Annotated in this window: 19 protein-coding genes; 10 read left to right on the forward strand and 9 right to left on the reverse strand. The window is 71.3% G+C overall.

Annotated elements, in window-relative coordinates:
• Positions 1-32 precede the first annotated feature (32 nt).
• Positions 33-944, reverse strand: a complete 912-nt coding sequence (locus ACIQI8_RS25455; RefSeq protein ID WP_402354828.1) for a LysR substrate-binding domain-containing protein — start codon at positions 942-944, stop codon at positions 33-35.
• 127 nt (positions 945-1,071) lie between these two features.
• On the opposite strand from ACIQI8_RS25455, the gene ACIQI8_RS25460 reads away from it, so the two are divergent.
• Positions 1,072-2,064: an aldo/keto reductase gene (locus tag ACIQI8_RS25460; RefSeq protein ID WP_402354830.1), complete on the forward strand. Its 993-nt coding sequence runs from the start codon at positions 1,072-1,074 to the stop codon at positions 2,062-2,064.
• Here the strand turns inward: ACIQI8_RS25460 and ACIQI8_RS25465 are convergent.
• Positions 2,054-3,037 carry an oxidoreductase gene (locus ACIQI8_RS25465; RefSeq protein WP_402354832.1) on the reverse strand — a complete coding sequence of 328 codons (984 nt, stop codon included), beginning with the start codon at positions 3,035-3,037 and terminating at the stop codon, positions 2,054-2,056. The genes ACIQI8_RS25460 and ACIQI8_RS25465 overlap by 11 nt on opposite strands.
• 101 nt (positions 3,038-3,138) lie before the next feature.
• Here ACIQI8_RS25465 and ACIQI8_RS25470 point away from each other — a divergent pair, with 101 nt between their 5' ends.
• Positions 3,139-4,065, forward strand: a complete 927-nt coding sequence (locus ACIQI8_RS25470; protein ID WP_402354834.1) for a cupin domain-containing protein — start codon at positions 3,139-3,141, stop codon at positions 4,063-4,065.
• Here ACIQI8_RS25470 and ACIQI8_RS25475 read toward each other — a convergent pair.
• Both ACIQI8_RS25475 and ACIQI8_RS25480 read right to left on the reverse strand, forming a co-directional pair.
• Positions 4,055-4,342: a DUF1905 domain-containing protein gene (locus ACIQI8_RS25475; protein ID WP_402354836.1), complete on the reverse strand. Its 288-nt coding sequence runs from the start codon at positions 4,340-4,342 to the stop codon at positions 4,055-4,057. The two genes, ACIQI8_RS25470 and ACIQI8_RS25475, sit on opposite strands and share 11 nt — an antisense overlap.
• A 78-nt stretch (positions 4,343-4,420) precedes the next feature.
• Complete coding sequence (locus tag ACIQI8_RS25480) at positions 4,421-4,804, reverse strand: nuclear transport factor 2 family protein (protein ID WP_402354838.1); 384 nt, start codon at positions 4,802-4,804, stop codon at positions 4,421-4,423.
• Between the two features lie 358 nt (positions 4,805-5,162).
• On the opposite strand from ACIQI8_RS25480, the gene ACIQI8_RS25485 reads away from it, so the two are divergent.
• The 4 genes from ACIQI8_RS25485 to ACIQI8_RS25500 are packed head-to-tail and all read left to right on the forward strand — an operon-like array spanning position 5,163 to position 9,512.
• The gene (locus ACIQI8_RS25485) at positions 5,163-5,573 is read left to right on the forward strand and encodes a hypothetical protein (protein ID WP_402354840.1); all 411 of its coding nucleotides are present in this window, start codon (positions 5,163-5,165) and stop codon (positions 5,571-5,573) included.
• Between the two features lie 58 nt (positions 5,574-5,631).
• Positions 5,632-7,971, forward strand: a complete 2,340-nt coding sequence (locus ACIQI8_RS25490; protein ID WP_402354842.1) for an FHA domain-containing protein — start codon at positions 5,632-5,634, stop codon at positions 7,969-7,971.
• Positions 7,972-7,984: 13 nt separating this feature from the next.
• On the forward strand, positions 7,985-8,530 hold the full coding sequence (locus ACIQI8_RS25495; protein WP_402354844.1) for a hypothetical protein: 546 nt from the start codon (positions 7,985-7,987) through the stop codon (positions 8,528-8,530).
• Entirely contained in the window at positions 8,520-9,512 is a 993-nt protein-coding gene (locus ACIQI8_RS25500; protein ID WP_402354846.1) for a serine/threonine-protein kinase, read from the forward strand. Before ACIQI8_RS25495 ends, ACIQI8_RS25500 begins: the two co-directional genes overlap by 11 nt.
• On the opposite strand, the gene ACIQI8_RS25505 is transcribed toward ACIQI8_RS25500, so the two are convergent.
• Positions 9,509-10,786 carry a streptophobe family protein gene (locus tag ACIQI8_RS25505; RefSeq protein WP_402354848.1) on the reverse strand — a complete coding sequence of 426 codons (1,278 nt, stop codon included), beginning with the start codon at positions 10,784-10,786 and terminating at the stop codon, positions 9,509-9,511. The two genes, ACIQI8_RS25500 and ACIQI8_RS25505, sit on opposite strands and share 4 nt — an antisense overlap.
• Before the next feature lie 159 nt (positions 10,787-10,945).
• Here ACIQI8_RS25505 and ACIQI8_RS25510 point away from each other — a divergent pair, with 159 nt between their 5' ends.
• Positions 10,946-12,223 carry a DUF6777 domain-containing protein gene (locus ACIQI8_RS25510; protein WP_402354850.1) on the forward strand — a complete coding sequence of 426 codons (1,278 nt, stop codon included), beginning with the start codon at positions 10,946-10,948 and terminating at the stop codon, positions 12,221-12,223.
• Positions 12,224-12,317: 94 nt separating this feature from the next.
• On the forward strand, positions 12,318-12,773 hold the full coding sequence (locus tag ACIQI8_RS25515; protein ID WP_402354852.1) for an ATP-binding protein: 456 nt from the start codon (positions 12,318-12,320) through the stop codon (positions 12,771-12,773).
• Between the two features lie 142 nt (positions 12,774-12,915).
• On the opposite strand, the gene ACIQI8_RS25520 is transcribed toward ACIQI8_RS25515, so the two are convergent.
• Positions 12,916-13,803, reverse strand: a complete 888-nt coding sequence (locus ACIQI8_RS25520) for an RNA polymerase sigma factor SigF (RefSeq protein WP_402354854.1) — start codon at positions 13,801-13,803, stop codon at positions 12,916-12,918.
• A 226-nt stretch (positions 13,804-14,029) separates the two neighbouring features.
• On the opposite strand from ACIQI8_RS25520, the gene ACIQI8_RS25525 reads away from it, so the two are divergent.
• Positions 14,030-14,455 (forward strand): helix-turn-helix domain-containing protein, encoded by a 426-nt coding sequence (locus tag ACIQI8_RS25525; RefSeq protein WP_402354856.1) that lies wholly within the window; start codon positions 14,030-14,032, stop codon positions 14,453-14,455.
• 21 nt (positions 14,456-14,476) lie between these two features.
• Here ACIQI8_RS25525 and ACIQI8_RS25530 read toward each other — a convergent pair whose 3' ends face one another.
• The 3 genes from ACIQI8_RS25530 to ACIQI8_RS25540 all read right to left on the reverse strand — a co-directional run bounded on the left by ACIQI8_RS25530 (position 14,477) and on the right by ACIQI8_RS25540 (position 17,032).
• The gene (locus tag ACIQI8_RS25530) at positions 14,477-15,079 is read right to left on the reverse strand and encodes a ClpP family protease (RefSeq protein ID WP_124001343.1); all 603 of its coding nucleotides are present in this window, start codon (positions 15,077-15,079) and stop codon (positions 14,477-14,479) included.
• 1 nt (position 15,080) lies between these two features.
• Positions 15,081-15,713: a ClpP family protease gene (locus ACIQI8_RS25535; RefSeq protein WP_402354859.1), complete on the reverse strand. Its 633-nt coding sequence runs from the start codon at positions 15,711-15,713 to the stop codon at positions 15,081-15,083.
• 119 nt (positions 15,714-15,832) lie between these two features.
• Positions 15,833-17,032, reverse strand: coding sequence for an epoxide hydrolase family protein (locus ACIQI8_RS25540; protein ID WP_402354861.1), 1,200 nt, complete (start codon positions 17,030-17,032; stop codon positions 15,833-15,835).
• Between the two features lie 155 nt (positions 17,033-17,187).
• Between ACIQI8_RS25540 and ACIQI8_RS25545 the strand changes: the two genes are divergently transcribed.
• Positions 17,188-17,670 carry a VOC family protein gene (locus tag ACIQI8_RS25545; RefSeq protein ID WP_402354863.1) on the forward strand — a complete coding sequence of 161 codons (483 nt, stop codon included), beginning with the start codon at positions 17,188-17,190 and terminating at the stop codon, positions 17,668-17,670.

Here is a 17,670-nt window from a genome sequence, read left to right on the forward strand (position 1 = left end):
TCAGGAGGGGTGAACACCCTCCGGGGGTGGTGCTAGGCCCCCTCTTCCGGTCCCCCTCTTCCCAGCCTGTCCGTCTCCAGCAGGGTCATCAGCGCCCTGGCCGCCGGACTGGTCGCCTGGGGCGGGGGCAGCAGGGCAACGGTCTCGTAGACCGTCTCGCCGGTGCCCTTCACGGGCAGCGCGGTGAGCCGGTCCCGCTTGTGCCGGAAGTGCCGGGGCACGACGGCCACACCGAGGTTCTCGTCCACCAGGTCCAGCAGGCTGTGCACGTCGTTCACCTCCAGCGCGACCGTGCGCCGGACGCCGGCGGCGGCGAAGGCGGTGTCGGTGGTGCGGCGCGGGCCCCAGTCCGGGTGGAAGTCGACGAACACCTCGCCGCCGAGGTCCTCCGGGGTGACGGCAGCGCCGTCCCGTGCCAGCCGGTGGCTCGGATGGCACAGCACCGTCATCGGCTCGGCGGTCAGCGCCACCGAGCGCAGCTGGTCGGTGTCGGCCTGCGTGCGGTAGGCGAAGGCGAGGTCAAGACGCCCGGCCGCGACCTCCTCGGCCAGCTCGCCCGAGCCCGCCTGCCGCAGCCTGATCTCGACGTCCGGGTGCCGGTGCCGGAACGCGGCGAGCAGCTCCGCCACATGCACGCCCGCGATGCACTGCTCGGTGCCCAGCGCGAGCGTGCCCCGCAGCACCCCCTGCACGGCGGCGACCGCCTCGTGCGCCGACCGCACCTGGGCGAGGATCCGCTCGGCCTCGCCCAGCAGGGCGCGCCCCGCCTCGGTCAGCGTCACCCGGCGGGTGGTCCGCACGAACAGAGGCGTCTGCAACTCCCGTTCCAGGGCCCGGATCGAGGCGGACAGTCCCGACTGGGACACCAGAAGGCGTTCGGCGGCCCGGGTGAAGTGCTGGTCCTCGGCGACCGCGACGAAATGCTGGAGATGGCGCAGTTCCATGATTGAGAAGCCTAGCCGCTGAGTTTCATCGGATTCTCCTGTTGGACCACTGCCCGCAGGTCGCGCGAGAGTGGGTACCCGGTTCCCTGGAACCGTCTTCTCGTGTGCCAACCCCTCTGGAGTCGCGTTGTACACCGCACACCCCGACCGTTACGCGGACATGCCCTACCGGCGCACCGGACGCAGCGGCCTGAAGCTCCCCGCGATCTCGCTCGGCCTGTGGCACAACTTCGGGCCCGACCGTCCCGTCGAGACCCAGCGGGCCATCCTGCGCCGCGCCTTCGACCTCGGCGTCACGCACTTCGACCTGGCCAACAACTACGGCCCGCCGCCCGGCGCCGCCGAGTCCGCGCTGGGCGAGGCGCTGAAGGCGGACTTCGGCGGTCTCCGGGACGAGCTGGTGATCTCCACCAAGGCGGGCTACCTGATGTGGCCAGGACCGTACGGCGAGTGGGGCTCCCGCAAGTACGTGCTGTCCTCGCTGGACCAGAGCCTGAGCCGCATGGGCCTGGACCACGTCGACATCTTCTACTCGCACCGCCCCGACCCGGAGACTCCCCTGGAGGAGACGATGGGCGCCCTGCACACGGCGGTCCAGCAGGGCAAGGCGCTGTACGTCGGCCTCTCCAACTACTCGGCGGAGCAGACTCGCGAGGCCGCCCGCATTCTCGGCGAGCTGGGCACCCCGCTGCTGATCCACCAGCCGCGCTACTCGATGCTCGACCGCCGCCCCGAGGACGAGGGCCTGCTCGACGCCCTCGACGAGCTGAAGGTCGGCTCGATCGTCTTCTCCCCGCTGGAGCAGGGCCTGCTCTCCTCCCGCTACCTCGACGGCATCCCGGAGGGCTCCCGGGCGGCGAGCGACAGCCCGTTCCTGAACTCGGACGCGGTCACCGAGGACCTGGTGGGCCGGCTGCGCGCGCTCAACGACATCGCCAAGGGACGCGGCCAGACCCTCGCACAGCTGGCCCTGGCCTGGGTGCTGCGCGGCGGCCGGGTGACCTCCGCGCTGGTCGGCGCTAGCAGCCCGCAGCAGATCGAGGACAGCGTCGCGACCACCCGCAACCTGGACTTCGACGCCGACGAACTGGCCCGCATCGACGCCGTCATCAAGCAGTAAGACGCTCGCTGACCTCCCAGAGGCGGGCCGCCGCCTCTGGGTCCACGGCATACCCGAGGACGCCGGGCGTCTCCGCACCGGCCCGCCAGGTGTCCTCGTCCGCCGCGGCCACCAGCGGGCTGATGTCACAGTTCTCGCAGTAGTCCCCGCCCCGCCCGTCGAGCCGGGGGCTGGTCGCGCACCACACGCTGGTGGCCGCGCCCTGCGGGACCGTCTTCAGCTGCCGGTCGGGATCGCGGACCGGACGGCCCTGCGCGTCCACGGCACCGGCCGCACGGATGACGTCGTCGGAGAGGTGCTTGGCGAGCCCGGTGTCGATGATCGTGCCCGGGTGCACGGAGAAGGCCCGTACGCGCTCGGCCCGCCCGCGCCGGTCCAGCTCCACGGCGAAGAGCGCGTTGGCCGTCTTCGACTGGCCGTAGGCCACGAACGGCTCGTAGGGCCGGTGCTCGAAGTTCAGGTCGTCGAAGTCGACGCCGGCGAAGCGGAAGCCCCGTGAGGAGACCGACACGACCCGTGCGCCATGGGCCGCCACAAGGGCGGGCCACAGCCGTTCCACGAGCTGGAAGTGCCCCAGGTGGTTCGTCGCGAACTGCACTTCGTACCCCCGCGCGTCCCGCGTCAGCGGGGTCGCCATGATCCCGGCGCTGTTCACCAGGATGTGCAGCGGCCGTCCGGACGCCAGGAACTTCTCCGCGAAGGCGTCGACCGACGCCGGATCCAGCAGGTCCAGGTGCTCGACCTCCACTCCGGGCACGTCCTTGAGCGCGGCGGCGGCCCGCTCCGGATCCCGGGCGGGTACGACGACCTCGGCGCCGGCGCCCCGCAGGACGCGGGCCGTCTCCAGGCCGATGCCGGAGTAGCCGCCGGTGACGATGGCGACCTTGCCGGTCAGGTCGATCCCCTCGATCACGTCCTCGGCGGTGGACGCGGCGCCGAAGCCGGAACCCACGGGCTGCTGTGCGGTGGTCATGTCTGATCTCTCCTCGATGTGAACCGTCCGGACCACCGTAGGACGCCGGATCCGCACGATGAATGCTTGAGGATCCGCATTACTTGCGTGATAGTTCGAGCATGTCCGCAGACCCGCTGTCCGACGCCCTCGCCGTCGCCGATGCCCGCAGCGTGCTCTCCGGCGGCTTCACGGCGGGCGGGGACTGGGCGATCAACCTGCGCGGCCGCGACCGCCTGAAGGTGAACGCCCTCGTGCGGGGCGAGTGCCTGCTGCTGCGCGAGGCGGGCGGCGAACCGGTGCGGCTGGCCGAGGGGGACATCGTGGTCTCCGACGGCGCGAAGCCGTACGTCCTGTGCAGCCGGCCCGGTATCCGGCCGCTGGACTCCGCCGACGTCACCGTCGACCCGGTCACCCGCATGGCCCGGCTCGGCGACGGCGAGGCGGACGTGGTCTGCGTCTCCGGGCACATCGACCTGAGCCGAGACCGCGGAGATCTGCTGCGCCGGGCCCTGCCGGAACTCGTCCATGTACGGGCGGACGCGGCCGAGGCCGGGGCGCTGCGCTGGCTCATCGGTCAGCTGACGGCGGAGATGACCACGCGCCGGGCCGGGGTCGAGTTCGCCTCGGACCACCTCTCGCAGCTGATGTTCGTCCAGGTGATGCGGGTCTGCCTGACCGACGCGGAAGGGCTGCCGCCGGGCTGGCTGCGGGCCCTCGCCGACGAACGGCTCGCCCCGGCGCTGCGTCTGATGCACGAACACCCGGCCCACCCCTGGCAGTTGGAGGAGCTGGCCCGGGCGGCGGCGATGTCCCGCACCACGTTCGCCGTACGGTTCAAGGAGGCGGCCGGGGTCCCGCCGTTGACGTACCTGCTCAACTGGCGCATGAGCCTGGCCGCCCGGTCGCTGAGGCAGGACACCGCCCCCGTGGCGGAACTCGCCCGCTCCGTCGGCTACACCTCCGAGAGTGCTTTCAGCAACGCCTTCAAGCGGACGGTCGGTGTGGCGCCGCGACGGTACCGGGAGGAGGCAACGGCTAGGAGATGAGCCGCTCTTCGAGGCGTACGGTCACCTGGTCGCCCTCCGCCTTGCCGATGGCCTTGCGCAGGTCGGCCTTCACGGGCAGTTTGTGCGTGCCGTCGCCCAGCGCCATGAACGAGCTGCGGAACGGGTGCCCGTCGATCGTGCCGCGGACCTTGACCAGCCCGCGGGTGCCGAAGAACTCCACCGACCTCGGCCAGACCAGATAGTTCCACCCACCCTCGTTCGGGCTCTTGCGCAGGACCGCCGTGAATTCCTCGGCCAGCTTCTCGGTCGTCGCCATGATCGTCTCCTCGCTCCCGGTGCGCATGTACTCAAGAGACCGCCGGGAGCGGGGAAACTCATCGCGGACGCCCGGCCCTCAGGCCCCGGCAGGCAGCCGGTCCAGGAAACCGAGCACGGAACGGATCCGCCCGTCCGCGTCCAGTGTGATCACGTCGAAGCCCGCCACCGGCGCCGAACCGTCGGCCTCGCTCACCAACTCCCAGGAGAACCGAGCGGTTTCATGGTGACCGTCCACCGCGCCGGCGAGCTTGAAGGAGAAGCCGGGGAACTGCTCGTGCGCCCCCGCGATCACGGCCGCGATCTGTTCGTGCCCGCTGACGTCGGCCAGAGGGTCGGTGTAGCCTCCGTCCGCGGCCCACGCGGCGGCGACCGCCGTGGCCAACTCCTCGGGCTCGCCCGCGTTCCAGGCCTCGAAGTAACGGGCGGCGGCAATCTCGTAACGGTCGGTGTTCGCGGACATGGCGATCAGCCTCCATCGAGGTGGTCGTTGCTGGTCAGGACCCGTGGCCGCGCTCTCGGCGACCCGGTACGACCACCCTGCCCGGCCGCGTGCCGGACGTCGATTACCTCTCGGGTAATGACGGGACCCATCACCTTTCAGCCAACTCGACCTGTGAATATGCCAGGAGAGTGGCCGGAAATCCATGGTGACAGTGTTTCGCAAGTGAACATACTCAACTGTAAGGAACTTCACATCGGGCGAAGAACCGATCACGCACAGCAGTTGGGTAAACCCAGAGCGACACCGCAGCACAGCACATGAGCCGCACCGAAAGCGAGGCCTGCCGACAGGCGTAGGAAGCGACGGGGGAGCGAACGTGCATGACGAGTTCTTATGCCACGTGACGGCGTACGGCACCTGCGCGGGCGAGCGCATCGGCGTACCCCTGGGCACCTACCGTGCCCCCACCCTGGCTCTCGCCCTGTGGTGGCTGCGGGACCGCGCGAACTGGATCGCCGACCGGCTGGACCCCCTGCCCGAGGCCGAGCACTTCCCGCCCAGCTCCCTCGTCCCCGTCGCCGCCACCGTGCTCGACGTGCCCGCCGTACTGCGCGCCTGGTGCGGTGATGTCACCCAACAGGAGCTGGTGGCCGACGAGTTGGCCGCCGGACGGCTGGTGCGGATCGCCCTCTACGACGACACCACCGAGTACGAGCTGATGGCCGAGTCGATCGACGCCCTGCGGATGCAGCGGATGAGCCCCGGCCTGTACGTGTCCGTCGGCTGACCGGCGGCCCACTCGCCGCGCCGGGCGCAGATGGGCACGAATCGGTAGAATTTCCCGCATGGCAGACCGGGTGATCGCGCCGAGCGCGCCCGAACTCGTCCTGGAGACCGACACGGGCTCCACGGTGATGAGTCCGAGCCACGACTACCACGTCGGTCGAGACCCGATGTGCGAGATCGTCATCGACGACGCCCGGGTCTCGTGGCACCACGCGGTGCTGCGACCCGAGGCCGACCACTGGACCCTCGCGGACGAGAACAGCACGAACGGCACCTACGCCGACGGCCGCCGCGTCCAGGAGTGGGGCGTCGGCGCCGGCAGCGTGATCCGTTTCGGCAACCCGTCCGACGGCCCCCGCGCCGTCCTGGTCGACCGCCCCGCACCGGCTCCCGAGCGCCCCTCGGCGGTCTCCATGCCGGGCCTCACCAGTACCTTCCGCCAGCCCACCACCGTACGGCCGCTGCCCACCCGCACCGTCCGCATCGGCCGCGGCCCCGACAACGACCTGATCGTCGACGACCTCGTCGCCTCCCGCCGGCACGCCGAACTGCGCGCGCTGCCCGACGGCACCTACGAGATCGTCGACCTGGGCAGCCACAACGGCACCTTCCTGAACGGCTCGCCCGTCACCCGCGCCCCGCTGGGCCCCGGCGACATCGTCGGCATCGGCCACTCCGCGTTCTGCCTCGTGGGCGACGAGCTCCAGCAGTACGTCGACACCGGCGAGGTCTCCCTGGATGTCCAGGACCTGACGGTCGCCGTCGACCGGGGCCGCAAGACCCTCCTCGACCACGTGGCGTTCCCGGTCGGGGAGAAGTGTCTGCTCGCGGTCGTCGGTCCGAGCGGTGCCGGCAAGTCCACACTCCTGGGCGCCCTCACCGGACAGCGCCCCGCCGACCACGGCACCGTCCTCTACGACGGCCGCGACCTCTACCGCGACTACGCCGAACTGCGTCAACGCATCGGCCTCGTCCCGCAGGACGACATCCTGCACGCCCAGCTCACCGTCCGCGGCGCCCTGTCCTACGCCGCCGAACTGCGCTTCCCGCAGGACACCGCGAAGGCCGAGCGGCGGGCGAGGGTCGACGAGGTGATCCGCGAACTGGGCCTTGAGGAGCGGGCCGGACAGCACGTGCACAGCCTCTCCGGCGGGCAGCGCAAGCGGGTCAGCGTGGCCCTGGAGCTGCTGACCAAGCCGTCCCTGCTCTTCCTGGACGAGCCGACCTCGGGCCTGGACCCCGGCATGGACCGCTCGGTGATGCACATGCTGCGCGGCCTCGCCGACGACGGCCGCACGGTCATCGTCGTCACCCACAGCGTCCTGAGCCTGGACGTCTGCGACCGGCTCCTCGTCCTCGCCCCGGGCGGCAAGGTCGCCTACTACGGGCCGCCCGAGGACGCCCTCGCCTTCTTCGGGTTCGAGCAGTGGCCGGAGGCCTTCGAGGCCTTCGAACGGGACCGCGACCGCGACTGGGCGGGCGACTTCCGCGTCTCGCCCTTCCACCGGCAGTACGTCGCCGACTCCTCCGCGCAGCCCCGCGTGGACCGGTCGGAGCCGGTCGTGTTCACCCCGCCGCCCCGCCCGCGCAGCCGGAGCGCACAGCTCGGCACCCTGATCCGCCGCTACACCGCCGCCCTCGCCGCCGACCGCACCTTCCTCGCCATCATGATCGCGCTGCCGTTCGTGATGGGCGCCATGGCCCGCGCCCTGGCCGGGAGCAAGCTGACCCAGGAGACCGCGATGAACGCGCTGCTCATCCTGTGCGTCGGCGGCGTCCTCACCGGCGCGGCCAACGCCGTGCGCGAGCTGGTCAAGGAACGCACCATCTACCAGCGCGAGCGAGCCGTGGGCCTGTCCAGATCGGCGTACCTGCTGTCGAAGGTCGTCGTCCTCGGCACGATCACCGTGCTCCAGGCCGTCGTGCTGACCCTGGTCGCGCTGCTCGGCGTCGACCTCAACGCGCCCGGCGGCGAGGGCGTGTTGATGCCGCCCCTTGTCGAGATCACCGTGGCGGTGGCCCTGTTGGCGTTCACCGCGATGATGCTCGGTCTGCTGGTCTCGGCCCTGGTGCGCAAGGAGGAGGTGACGATGCCGCTGCTCGTGCTGCTCGCCATCGTCCAAGTCGTCTTCTGCGGTGCCCTGTTGAAGCTGCACGGCGTGCCGGGCCTGGAACAGCTGTCCTGGCTGGTGCCCTCCCGCTGGGCGCTCGGCGCGATGGCCGGGACCGTCGGACTGTCCCGGATCGTGCCGGGCGAACTGACCGGCGACCCGCTGTTCCGGCACTCGGCCGGGGTCTGGCTGCTCAACATCGGCATGCTGGTCGTGCTGTCGGCGCTCTTCGGCTGGGCGGTCTCCCGGCTGCTGCGCCGGCACGAGCCCGCCGTGATGCGGAAGTAGGGGTGGCCGCCCGATGACGACCCCCGGCTTCCGGCCCACCCACGTCGTCCCCCAGCACGGCATGCCCGCCTGGGAGGCCCCCGACCCGGCCCGCCCCACCATGCCCCTCGATCCGCTGCTGCCGGTCCAGCTCGTCGAACGGCGCGGCGACTGGGGCCACGTGCAGTGCGCCAACGGGTGGTCGGCCTGGGTCGACGGCCGCCACCTGGTCGCCGTACCCCAGGACCCGCCCACCACCGGAGACCCCGAGGCCCGCACGGCCGATCCGCGCCCGCTCATCGCCCGCGCCGAACAGACGCTGGCCCACTACCGGGGCGCGGTGGAGGAGCTGGCCGGCGGCGCCCTCGACGGCGAGTCCTTCCGTGTCCGCACGCGGGGACTGCGCATCGGGATCGTCGTCGACGGAGAGTCGGTGTGGCTCTACGACACCGACCACGGCCGCTGGGTCTACGGCGACGGAACCCGCCTGAGCACCTACGCGACGGACGACGGACCCCGCACCGCGGCACCGGACCCCGGCCACGCCCCCACCCAGGTCGTGAGCCCCGATGGCCCGTGACACCGGCCTCTTCTCGGGCCGCCCCTCCGAGCTGATCGGCCGGCAGGTCGCCGGCTACCGCATCGAGCGCGAGATCGGCCGGGGCGGCATGGCCGTCGTCTACCGCGCTCACGACCTGCGCCTGGACCGCGCGGTCGCGCTCAAGCTGCTCGCTCCGGAGCTCGCCCGCAACGACACCTTCCGGCTCCGCTTCACCCACGAGTCCCGGGCCGCCGCGGCCATCGACCACCCGCACATCGTGCCCGTCTTCGAGGCGGGCGAGACGGACGGCGTCCTCTACATCGCCATGCGCTACGTCGAAGGCAGCGACCTGCGTCATCTCCTCGACCGCCAGGGCCCGTTGGCGCCCCCCGCCGCCCTGCGCATCGCCGCGCAGGTGGCCTCCGCGCTGGACGCGGCGCACGATCACGGCCTGGTCCACCGGGACGTGAAGCCCGGCAACATCCTGGTCGCCCGCGGCACCGACAGCGACCACCCCGAGCACGTCTACCTCACCGACTTCGGCCTGACCAAGAAGTCCCTGTCCCTGACCGGCTTCACCTCGGTCGGCCAGTTCGTCGGCACCCTCGACTACGTGGCCCCCGAGCAGATCTCCGGCCGCCCCGTCGACGGCCGCTGCGACGTCTACGGCCTGGCCTGCGTCGTCTACGAGTCCCTGGCGGGCCGCCCGCCCTTCCGCCGCGACGACGACATGGCCCTCCTCTGGGCCCACCAGTACGACGAACCACCGCCGTTGACCGACTCCCGCCCCGACCTCCCCACCCCGGTCGACGCGGTGTTCGCCAAGGCCCTCGCCAAGTCCCCCGACGACCGCCACGACTCCTGCCTCGCCTTCATCACCGCCCTGCGCTCCGCCACGAACGGTGGCCCGCCGGACACCCATCCGCCGACCGAGGTCGACCTCCGCGTGGTGGCCCCGGGGGAGGACCGCCCCGCACCACCGCCACGCTGGGCGGCGCCGGTATTCGGAGGCCGCCGCTAGCCTTCGCGGCGGCCGGCCTTCGGACCCCGCCGTCGTACGGGCCTCGCCAGCAACCCGCCCAGAAAACCCGTCACCAGCCCCCACGCGAGGGCGAAGCCCAGCGCCGTCCACACCTTGGGCTTCAGGAACAGGTCCCCGGACAGACCGCCGCCCAGGTCGCCGATGCCGAGGACCGAGAGCCCGTAGTGGGCGGAGATCCGGCCGAGCAGGCAGATCATCAGGACCGTCAGCGCCAGCGCGACGGCCATGTGCAGGGCGTGCTGCCAGACGCGGACCCGCGCCGGGGAACGGGCGGCCATCACGAACGCCGCGGCCAGGAGCAGGACCGCGTCGACGGCCACCAGCCACCACACATTGCCGTCGTGCTGGGCGAGAGTGCGCACGTTGAGCGTGGAGACGTCCGGCGTGCGCAGCACCTCGTCGAGGACGTGGGGCATGGGCAGGCCGAACGGGCCCTCCACCCGGCCGCTCCAGGTGACACCGAGGCCGAGCGTGAAGGCGAGCCAGACCAGGTTGGGCAGACCGAGCAGGAGCACGGCGAGCGTCTCGGAGGCATGGCCCTTCGTCGCCGCGGTGACCAGCGCGACGAGGGCACCCAGTGCCACGTAGGTGAGAAGCAGTACGACCATCGCGTACGCGGCCGGGCGTACCGACTCCTGGAAGCGCAGCAGGCGTCCCGGCAGCGGCGCCCCGCGCGAGACCAGCAGGGCCAGCACCAGCACGCCCGCCAGCCACAGCAGGCCGAAGAGCAGGGTCTGCGGCACGTCCGTCGTGAAGCCCACCTCGGGTGAGGCGTCCAAGAGGTCGTCCAGATCGCCCAGAGTGCTGTCGCCCAGGGAGAGAGCGAAGGTCTGGCGGGCGCCGAGGGCCAGGCCCAGCAGGGTGAGCAGCCACAGCACCGCGATCCTCACGGCCCAGCCGACCAGCTCCGGTGCCCCGGCGACCGCCCGGTGCCGCAGTGGCCGTAGAAAGCCCGCGGCGAGGACGAGAGCGCCGGCGAGGGTGACGGAGAGCGGGATGACCGTCAGGCCCGCCTTGGTGTCGGCGAGGTCGCCGGCGTTCCCGGAGAGCTCGATCGTGCCGCCGACCGCCGTGACCACCGTCGCCGCGACGACCCGCAGGAAGGCGCCGTCCGGGAGATCCGCCGCTCCGGCCGCCCACAGCCCCAGTGCCGCGACGACCCCCATCACAAGGATCGGGGCCAGTACCGCGGCCAGCGCCTGGAGCCAGCCGTGGCGGGCGAATGCCTGGTGGGAGGGGGTTCGGAGGCTCACTCTCGCCACGCTAGACAGCCTCCGCGCGGCCCGCCCGCCGGGAGGGCCGTCCGCGTCGGCTTGCGAGCGACACGGGACCGGAGCACACAATGGGCACAAGGCATGACATTGCGGCCAACTCGGGGCGAGCCGCAGGAACCGCGTCGGGAAGAAGACCTCGTGAGCGTCGAACCGCCGTCATCCGGCCGCCCCACGGGCCCGCCCTCAGGACCCCTGTCGGGCCCCTCCCAGCCGCCCTCGGGCCCACCCTCCCAGCCACCGGGCAGCAGCGGCGGCACGCCCTCGCCCGAACCGCACCGCCCCTGGTGGAGGTCCGCGCCCCGGGTCGCGATCATCGCCACCGTCGCGGTGGCCGCCGTGGTGCTGGGCCTGGTGTTCAGCCGCTCCGACGGCAGTTCGAACAGCGCCTCGGGCAGCGGGGGCGAGGTCTTCCTGCAGTCCGCGGCCAAGACGGGCCCCGATCCGTTCACGGAGTCGACGGCCAAGGAGAGCTCGGCCGCCCCCGTCTCCGCGAGCCCCGCGGCCGAATCGGCGCCCGCGAACGCGGTGCGCGGGGTCGACGGTGGCGCCGCCGGCCTCTACGGCGGCAGCCTCAACGTCTCCGCCTGCGACGTGGAGAAGCAGATCAAGTCCCTTCAGGCGAACCCGTCGAAGAACCGCGCCTTCGCCTCGGTCGAAGGCATCCCGCCGGACCAGGTCCCCACCTACCTGCGCTCCCTCACGCCCGTGCAACTGCGCATGGACACCCGCGTCACCAACCACGGCTACCGCAACGGCGCCGCCACGAGCTACCAGGCCGTCCTCCAGACCGGCACCGCCGTCCTCGTCGACGGCCACGGCGTGCCCCGGGTCCGCTGCGCCTGCGGCAACCCGCTCACCCCGCCCGTCGCCCAACGGACAGCGCCTAAGCCGACGGGCGACTCCTGGGCGTCGTACCGCTCCTCGAACGTCGTCGTGGTCACCCCCGCACCGCAGATCATCAACATCTTCGTGATCTACGACCCCCACCACGACCAGTGGATCGCCCGGCACCGCGGCGACACGGGCCACAAGGACGAGCACACCAAGCCGCCGGTGGACCACCCCTCCCCGTCGGTCAGCGTGTCCACGCCGACCACCCCTTCGTCGCCGTCGACCCCGTCGTCCCAGTCCCCGTCGCCGTCCCCGTGCGTCTCCGCGCCCACCGCGAGCCCCGGCACCCCGACCCCGTCGGGCAGCCCGTGCCCGCCCACGTCGACGGCTCCCTCCTCGAAGACGCCGTCCTCCGAGCCACCCACCAGTGAGCCGGAGTCGTCGGGTTCATCGGGATCCTCGGCCTCCGGGAATCCGTTCGCCCCGGACACGACGGACACGGCGACGGCAGCGAACTCCTCCGCGCCGGGGCGCTCGTCGACGTACAGTGCTCCGGGGTCGTCCGCCACCACACCGGCGTTCTGAGGCGAACGGGACACACCGGGACTGTGCGGCGCGGCTCGGGGTACGAGCACTGGTGCAAGAGCGTCCGGCCAGTCCGGCTTCGAGAGAGATACGCATGACCGAGCACGTGGGCGGGGCAGTGGTACCGACGGGGTTCGACGTGCCCGTGGAAGCGCTGCGGCGCGCCGCGCACTACACGGGTGAACCGGGATGCATCGCCGAGGCGCGCTCCTTCGCCGCGCTGTTCGTCGAGCAACTGCGGACCGAGTGGTGCGCCATGATCGACGACCGTGTCCGCGACGAGCTGCTGCTCGTCGTGAGCGAGCTGGTCACCAACGCCGACCGGCACAGCAACGGGCCGTACATTCTGGAGCTGGAGGGCACCGACACGGCGGTGACCGTGTGCGTCTGCGACAGCAGCGCCGCGCTCCCGCACCGGTTCCCGCGGGACCCGCAGCGCATCGGCCGGCACGGCCTGGAGATAGTCCATGCGCTGGCGGCGCGGATCAGCGTCGAGCGGGTGCCGGTCGGCAAGCGCGTGAGCGCGGTGCTGTCGTTGAACGGCGAGTGAGGGGCTGCCGCCCCCGCCGCCTCGCCCATCCGCCGTGCAGCCCCACCCAGAGAAGTGCGTGCAGCCTCACACAGAAAAGTGACCGTCCCCGTCGCCTGGTCGGCAACGGGGACGGTCACTTGTGCTGTGCGTGTGGTGTCCGTCAGGCGTAGTCGAGTTCGCCCAGCATGCCCTCGCGCAGTCGCGCGATGATCCGCTTGATCAGGCGGGACACATGCATCTGCGAGCAGCCGAGCCGTTCGCCGATCTCCGCCTGGGTGGCTTCCTCCACGAACCGCATGTGGATGATCTGCCGGTCGCGCTCGCCGAGTTCGGCCATCAGCGGAGCGAGCGACTGGCAGTCCTCGACAAGGCGCAGCCCGTCCTCCTCCACGCCGATGAAGTCGGCCAGGACGGACTCGCCGCCCTCCGCTCCGTCGCCGGTGAGCGCGGCGTCCAGGGACGAGGAGTTGTAGCCGTTCGAGGCGATCTGGCCCTCGATGACCTGACTCTCGGAGATGTTCATGAGCGTGGCCAGTTCGGCGACCGACGGCTCCCGGTCCAGTCGGCTGGCGAGTTCCTCGCGGGCCTTGGCCAGCTCGACGCGCAACTCCTGCAGCCGGCGCGGTACGTGCACCGCCCAGGTCGTGTCACGGAAGAAACGCTTGATCTCACCGACGATGTAGGGGAGCGCGAACGAGGTGAACTCGACCTCCCTGGACAGCTCGAACCGGTCGATCGCCTTGATCAGGCCGATCATCCCGGTCTGGACGATGTCCTCCATGTCGTCACCGCGCCCCCGGAACCGCCCGGCGGCGAATCGGACCAACGACATGTTCATCTCGATCAGCGTGTTGCGCGCGTACTGGAACTCCTGCGTGCCCTCTTCCAGTTCGCTGAGCCGCTGGAAGAACTGGCGGGACAGCTCGCGCGCGTCGCGCGGGGCGACGGCCCGCGGCTCGGCGATTCCCGGCAGCGGTGCGCCACTCGTGCTGGTCCCGGCGGTCCTCTCCCTGACCTGCGCCTTTGACCGGTTCACGGCGGTGTCCATTCCCTCTCCCACGAAAGTCTCGGCCCGGCGGCGGTCCGCCGGCCTCGGTTCCTTCGCCGAGCGGGTACCCCGGGTCCGGTGTTCCATGCCCAACAACCTTCGGGAAAAAGGAAAATGAGCGAAGTCGCGCCCGCGCTCGCCACCATGGCGGCCTCGACGGTCGGATTCTCCCAGAGCAGAACGCCACCCTCTTCCCCTGGAGTCGAAGATATTTAGGCTGAAGAGGGTGAGCAACCAAGCGCCGAACGAAGCCCGAATCATCCCCCTGCGCCCGGCGCGGCCGGCCGACTCCCCGGCACCGGCGCGGGCCCCCGAGGCGCCGGTGACTCCGGTCGCCCCCGTGCCGCGGGAGCCGCTGTGGCGGGACCTGGTCGGTGACGTCCTGCGGCGCGAGCGCCTGGCCCAGGAGCGCACACTCAAGGACGTGGCCGACGCGGCCCGGATCTCCATGCCCTACCTGTCCGAGGTGGAGCGCGGCCGCAAGGAGGCCTCCTCCGAGGTCCTCGCGGCCGCCGCGCGAGCCCTGGGCCTGGGCCTGGGCGACCTGTTGTCGCTGGCGCACGGCGAGCTCACACGGATCGAGAGCCGCCGGCAGCGCAGGAGCCGCGGCGCGGCCGGCTCGTCGTACGACGGGCTGTGCCTGGTCGCCTGAGACCGGCCCCGAGCCGGCGCCTCAGACCCGGGCCAGGCGCCGGCTGACCACCTCGTCCGCCAGCCCGTACGCCACCGCCTCCTGCGCGGTGAACACCTTGTCGCGGTCCATGTCCGCGCGCAGGGTCGCGATGTCGTGGTGGGTGTGCCGGGACAGCACCTCCTCGACCTGCGAGCGGATCCGTACCATCTCCTTGGCCTGCAGGGCCAGATCGGAGACCGTGCCCTGCCGGCCGCCGCTGGCGGGCTGCCCGAGCAGCACGCGCGCGTGCTCCAGCACGAACCGCCGCCCCGGGTCCCCGCCGGCCAGCAGGACGGCGGCCGTGGACGCGGCCTGCCCGACGCAGAACGTGGAGATCGGCACCTGTACGTAGGTCATCGTGTCGTAGATCGCCATCAGCGAAGTGAACGAGCCGCCGGGGGAGTTGAGGTAGATCGCGATCTCGTTGTCCGGGGCCGCCGACTCCAGATGGAGGAGCTGCGCGATCACGACGTTGGCGACGCCGTCGTCGATCTCGGTGCCGAGGAAGATGATCCGCTCGGACAGCAGCTTGCTGAACACGTCGTAGGACCGCTCGCCCTGCGGGGTCCGCTCGACGACGTTCGGAATCGTGTAGGTCCCCATGTCACAGCCCCATCCGTCGTCGTGCGGCGGCCGGGCGGATGTCGGCGAGCGACTCCAGGACCCGGTCCACCATGCCGTACTCCTTGGCCTCCTCGGCCGTGAACCAGCGGTCGCGGTCGCCGTCGCGGGAGATCGTCTCCGGGCTCTGGCCGGTGTGCTCCGCGGTGATCCGCTCGATGGTCCGCTTGGTGAAGTCCAGGTTGTCCGCCTGGATCTCGATGTCCGCGGTGGTGCCGCCGATGCCGGCCGACGGCTGGTGCATCATGATCCGCGCGTGCGGCAGGGAGTAGCGCTTGCCGGCCGTGCCGACGCTGAGCAGGAACTGGCCCATGCTCGCCGCGAATCCCATCGCGAGCGTGGACACGTCGTTCGGGATCAGCCGCATGGTGTCGTAGATGGCGAGCCCCGCGTGCACGGATCCGCCCGGGCTGTTGATGAACAGCCCGATGTCGGTCCGCGGGTCCTCCGCCGACAGCAGGAGCAGCTGCGCGCAGATCCGGTTGGCGGAGGTCTCGTTGACCTCGGTGCCGAGGAACACGATCCGCTGACCGAGGAGCTGGGAGGCGAGGTGGTCGTCGAAGCGGGTGGGCGGGGAGTCGCCCTCCTCGGCCCGGGGCGCGGTGAGTGGAGTCATCGGTTCTCCTGGGTTCTTCCGTCGAGGCGGTGTTGCCGTCGACTCCACTCTTGGCCCAGGTCCGCGCCTCGATGCGATTTCTCTGCCCGCGGCAGATTCGCCACGGGCAGAGCGCGTCCTCAGTCCTTCTCGCGCAGCTGCCGGAAGAACTCCCGCACATCCGTGACCAGCAGGTCGGGCTCCTCCATCGCCGGGAAGTGGCCGCCCCGGTCGAACTCCGTCCACCGGACCAGGTTCTCGGTCCGCTCCGCCTTGTGGCGCAGCGGGAGTTGGGGCTCGGCGGGGAAGACGGCGAGGGCGGTCGGGGCGGTGGACGGCTCGGTGGGGAGGGCGGCGCGGCCGGTGGCGTGGGCCCGCTCGTAGTAGATGCGGGCCGCCGAACCGGCCGTGCCGGTCAGCCAGTACAGCATCACGTTGGTGAGCATCCGGTCCCGGTCGACGGCCTCTTCGGGGAAGAGGTCGGAGTCCGTCCACTCCTGGAACTTCTCGACGATCCAGGCGAGTTGGCCGACCGGCGAGTCGGTGAGCGCGTACGCGAGGGTCTGCGGCCGGGTGGAGTGCAGGACGGCGTATCCGGTCCCTTCGCGCGACCACTCGCTCCACCTGCGCCACGACAGCAGCGCCCGCTCCTGCTCCTCCGAGTCGAGGGCGTCCAGCTCGTCGGTGGTCGGCTCGGTGGTCTGCTGTCCGCCAGGCAGCAGATTCAGGTGGACGCCGATCACGCGGTCGGAGTGGGCCCGGCCCAGTTCGCGGGAGATCGCGGCGCCCCAGTCGCCGCCCTGCGCCCCGAACCGCTCGTAGCCGAGGCGCCGCATCAGCTCGGCCCACGTGTCGGCGATCCGGCCCGCCTCCCAGCCGAGGTCGGCCGGGGGCCCGGACAGCCCGAAGCCGGGGATGCTCGGCACCACGACGTGGAAGGCGTCGGCCGGGTCGCCGCCGTGCGCGACCGGGTCGGTGAGCGGTCCGACGACGTCCAGGAACTCGACGATCGAGCCGGGCCAGCCGTGGGTGATGATCAGCGGGGTGGCGTCCGGCTCGGGCGAGCGGACGTGCGCGAAGTGGACGTTCGAGCCGTCGATCGTGGTCGTGAACTGCGGCCACTCGTTGAGCAGCGCCTCCGCCGCCCGCCAGTCGTAGGTGTGCCGCCAGTGCCGGGCGAGGTCGCGCAGGTAGTCCGCCGGCACGCCGTACACCCAGCCGGTGCCGGGCAGCTCGTCCGGCCAGCGGGTGCGGTCGAGACGGTCGTGGAGATCATCGAGGCCGCTCTGCGGGATGTCGATGCGGAAGGGACGGATGCTCTCGGCAGGCGAAGACGTCATGGTGAGGAGCCTAGTTCGGGGCGCTGGTGCGGCCGGCCGGATTAAATCCCGTTCGACCGATGAGTTCGAGGGCGCGGACCGGTCGATAGAGATGACTGCGTTCCCCACAGGTGACCGCGTTCCATCGACCTCGCTCCACTGCCCGGGAGGTACCCATGACCACCGACGGATTCACCACGTGTCTCTGGTTCGACGGCCAGGCCGAGGAGGCCGCGCACTACTACGTGTCGGTCTTCAAGAACTCCAGCGTCGGCAAGGTGGCCCGCTACACCGAGGGCGCCATGCAGCCGGCCGGCACGGTCCTGACCGTGGAGTTCACGGCCAACGGCCACACGTTCCTCGCGCTCAACGGCGGCCCCCAGTTCAAGTTCAACGAGTCCGTCTCCTTCATGATCGACTGCGCGGACCAGGAGGAGGTCGACTACTACTGGACCAAGCTCACCGAAGGCGGCGGCGAGCCCGGCCCCTGCGGCTGGCTCAAGGACCGCTACGGACTGTCCTGGCAGGTCGTGCCGGACCGCCTGGAAGAGATGATCAGCGACCCGGACACGACGAAGTCGTCCCGCGCGATGGCGGCGATGATGAAGATGGGCAAGCTCGACATCGCGGCCCTGGAGAAGGCGTACGCGGGCGAGTAG

The organism is Streptomyces sp. NPDC092369 (genome assembly GCF_044755245.1).
Lineage (GTDB): Bacteria > Actinomycetota > Actinomycetes > Streptomycetales > Streptomycetaceae > Streptomyces.

Coding starts and splice junctions, on each gene's coding strand:
- ACIQI8_RS25520 (WP_402354854.1), bottom strand. CDS start 13,803: ATGGACACCGCCGTGAACCGGTCAAAGGCGCAGGTCAGGGAGAGGACC.
- ACIQI8_RS25470 (WP_402354834.1), top strand. CDS start 3,139: ATGTCCGCAGACCCGCTGTCCGACGCCCTCGCCGTCGCCGATGCCCGC.
- ACIQI8_RS25500 (WP_402354846.1), top strand. CDS start 8,520: ATGGCCCGTGACACCGGCCTCTTCTCGGGCCGCCCCTCCGAGCTGATC.
- ACIQI8_RS25475 (WP_402354836.1), bottom strand. CDS start 4,342: ATGGCGACGACCGAGAAGCTGGCCGAGGAATTCACGGCGGTCCTGCGC.
- ACIQI8_RS25455 (WP_402354828.1), bottom strand. CDS start 944: ATGGAACTGCGCCATCTCCAGCATTTCGTCGCGGTCGCCGAGGACCAG.
- ACIQI8_RS25515 (WP_402354852.1), top strand. CDS start 12,318: ATGACCGAGCACGTGGGCGGGGCAGTGGTACCGACGGGGTTCGACGTG.
- ACIQI8_RS25540 (WP_402354861.1), bottom strand. CDS start 17,032: ATGACGTCTTCGCCTGCCGAGAGCATCCGTCCCTTCCGCATCGACATC.
- ACIQI8_RS25535 (WP_402354859.1), bottom strand. CDS start 15,713: ATGACTCCACTCACCGCGCCCCGGGCCGAGGAGGGCGACTCCCCGCCC.
- ACIQI8_RS25480 (WP_402354838.1), bottom strand. CDS start 4,804: ATGTCCGCGAACACCGACCGTTACGAGATTGCCGCCGCCCGTTACTTC.
- ACIQI8_RS25545 (WP_402354863.1), top strand. CDS start 17,188: ATGACCACCGACGGATTCACCACGTGTCTCTGGTTCGACGGCCAGGCC.
- ACIQI8_RS25490 (WP_402354842.1), top strand. CDS start 5,632: ATGGCAGACCGGGTGATCGCGCCGAGCGCGCCCGAACTCGTCCTGGAG.
- ACIQI8_RS25465 (WP_402354832.1), bottom strand. CDS start 3,037: ATGACCACCGCACAGCAGCCCGTGGGTTCCGGCTTCGGCGCCGCGTCC.
- ACIQI8_RS25495 (WP_402354844.1), top strand. CDS start 7,985: ATGACGACCCCCGGCTTCCGGCCCACCCACGTCGTCCCCCAGCACGGC.
- ACIQI8_RS25530 (WP_124001343.1), bottom strand. CDS start 15,079: ATGGGGACCTACACGATTCCGAACGTCGTCGAGCGGACCCCGCAGGGC.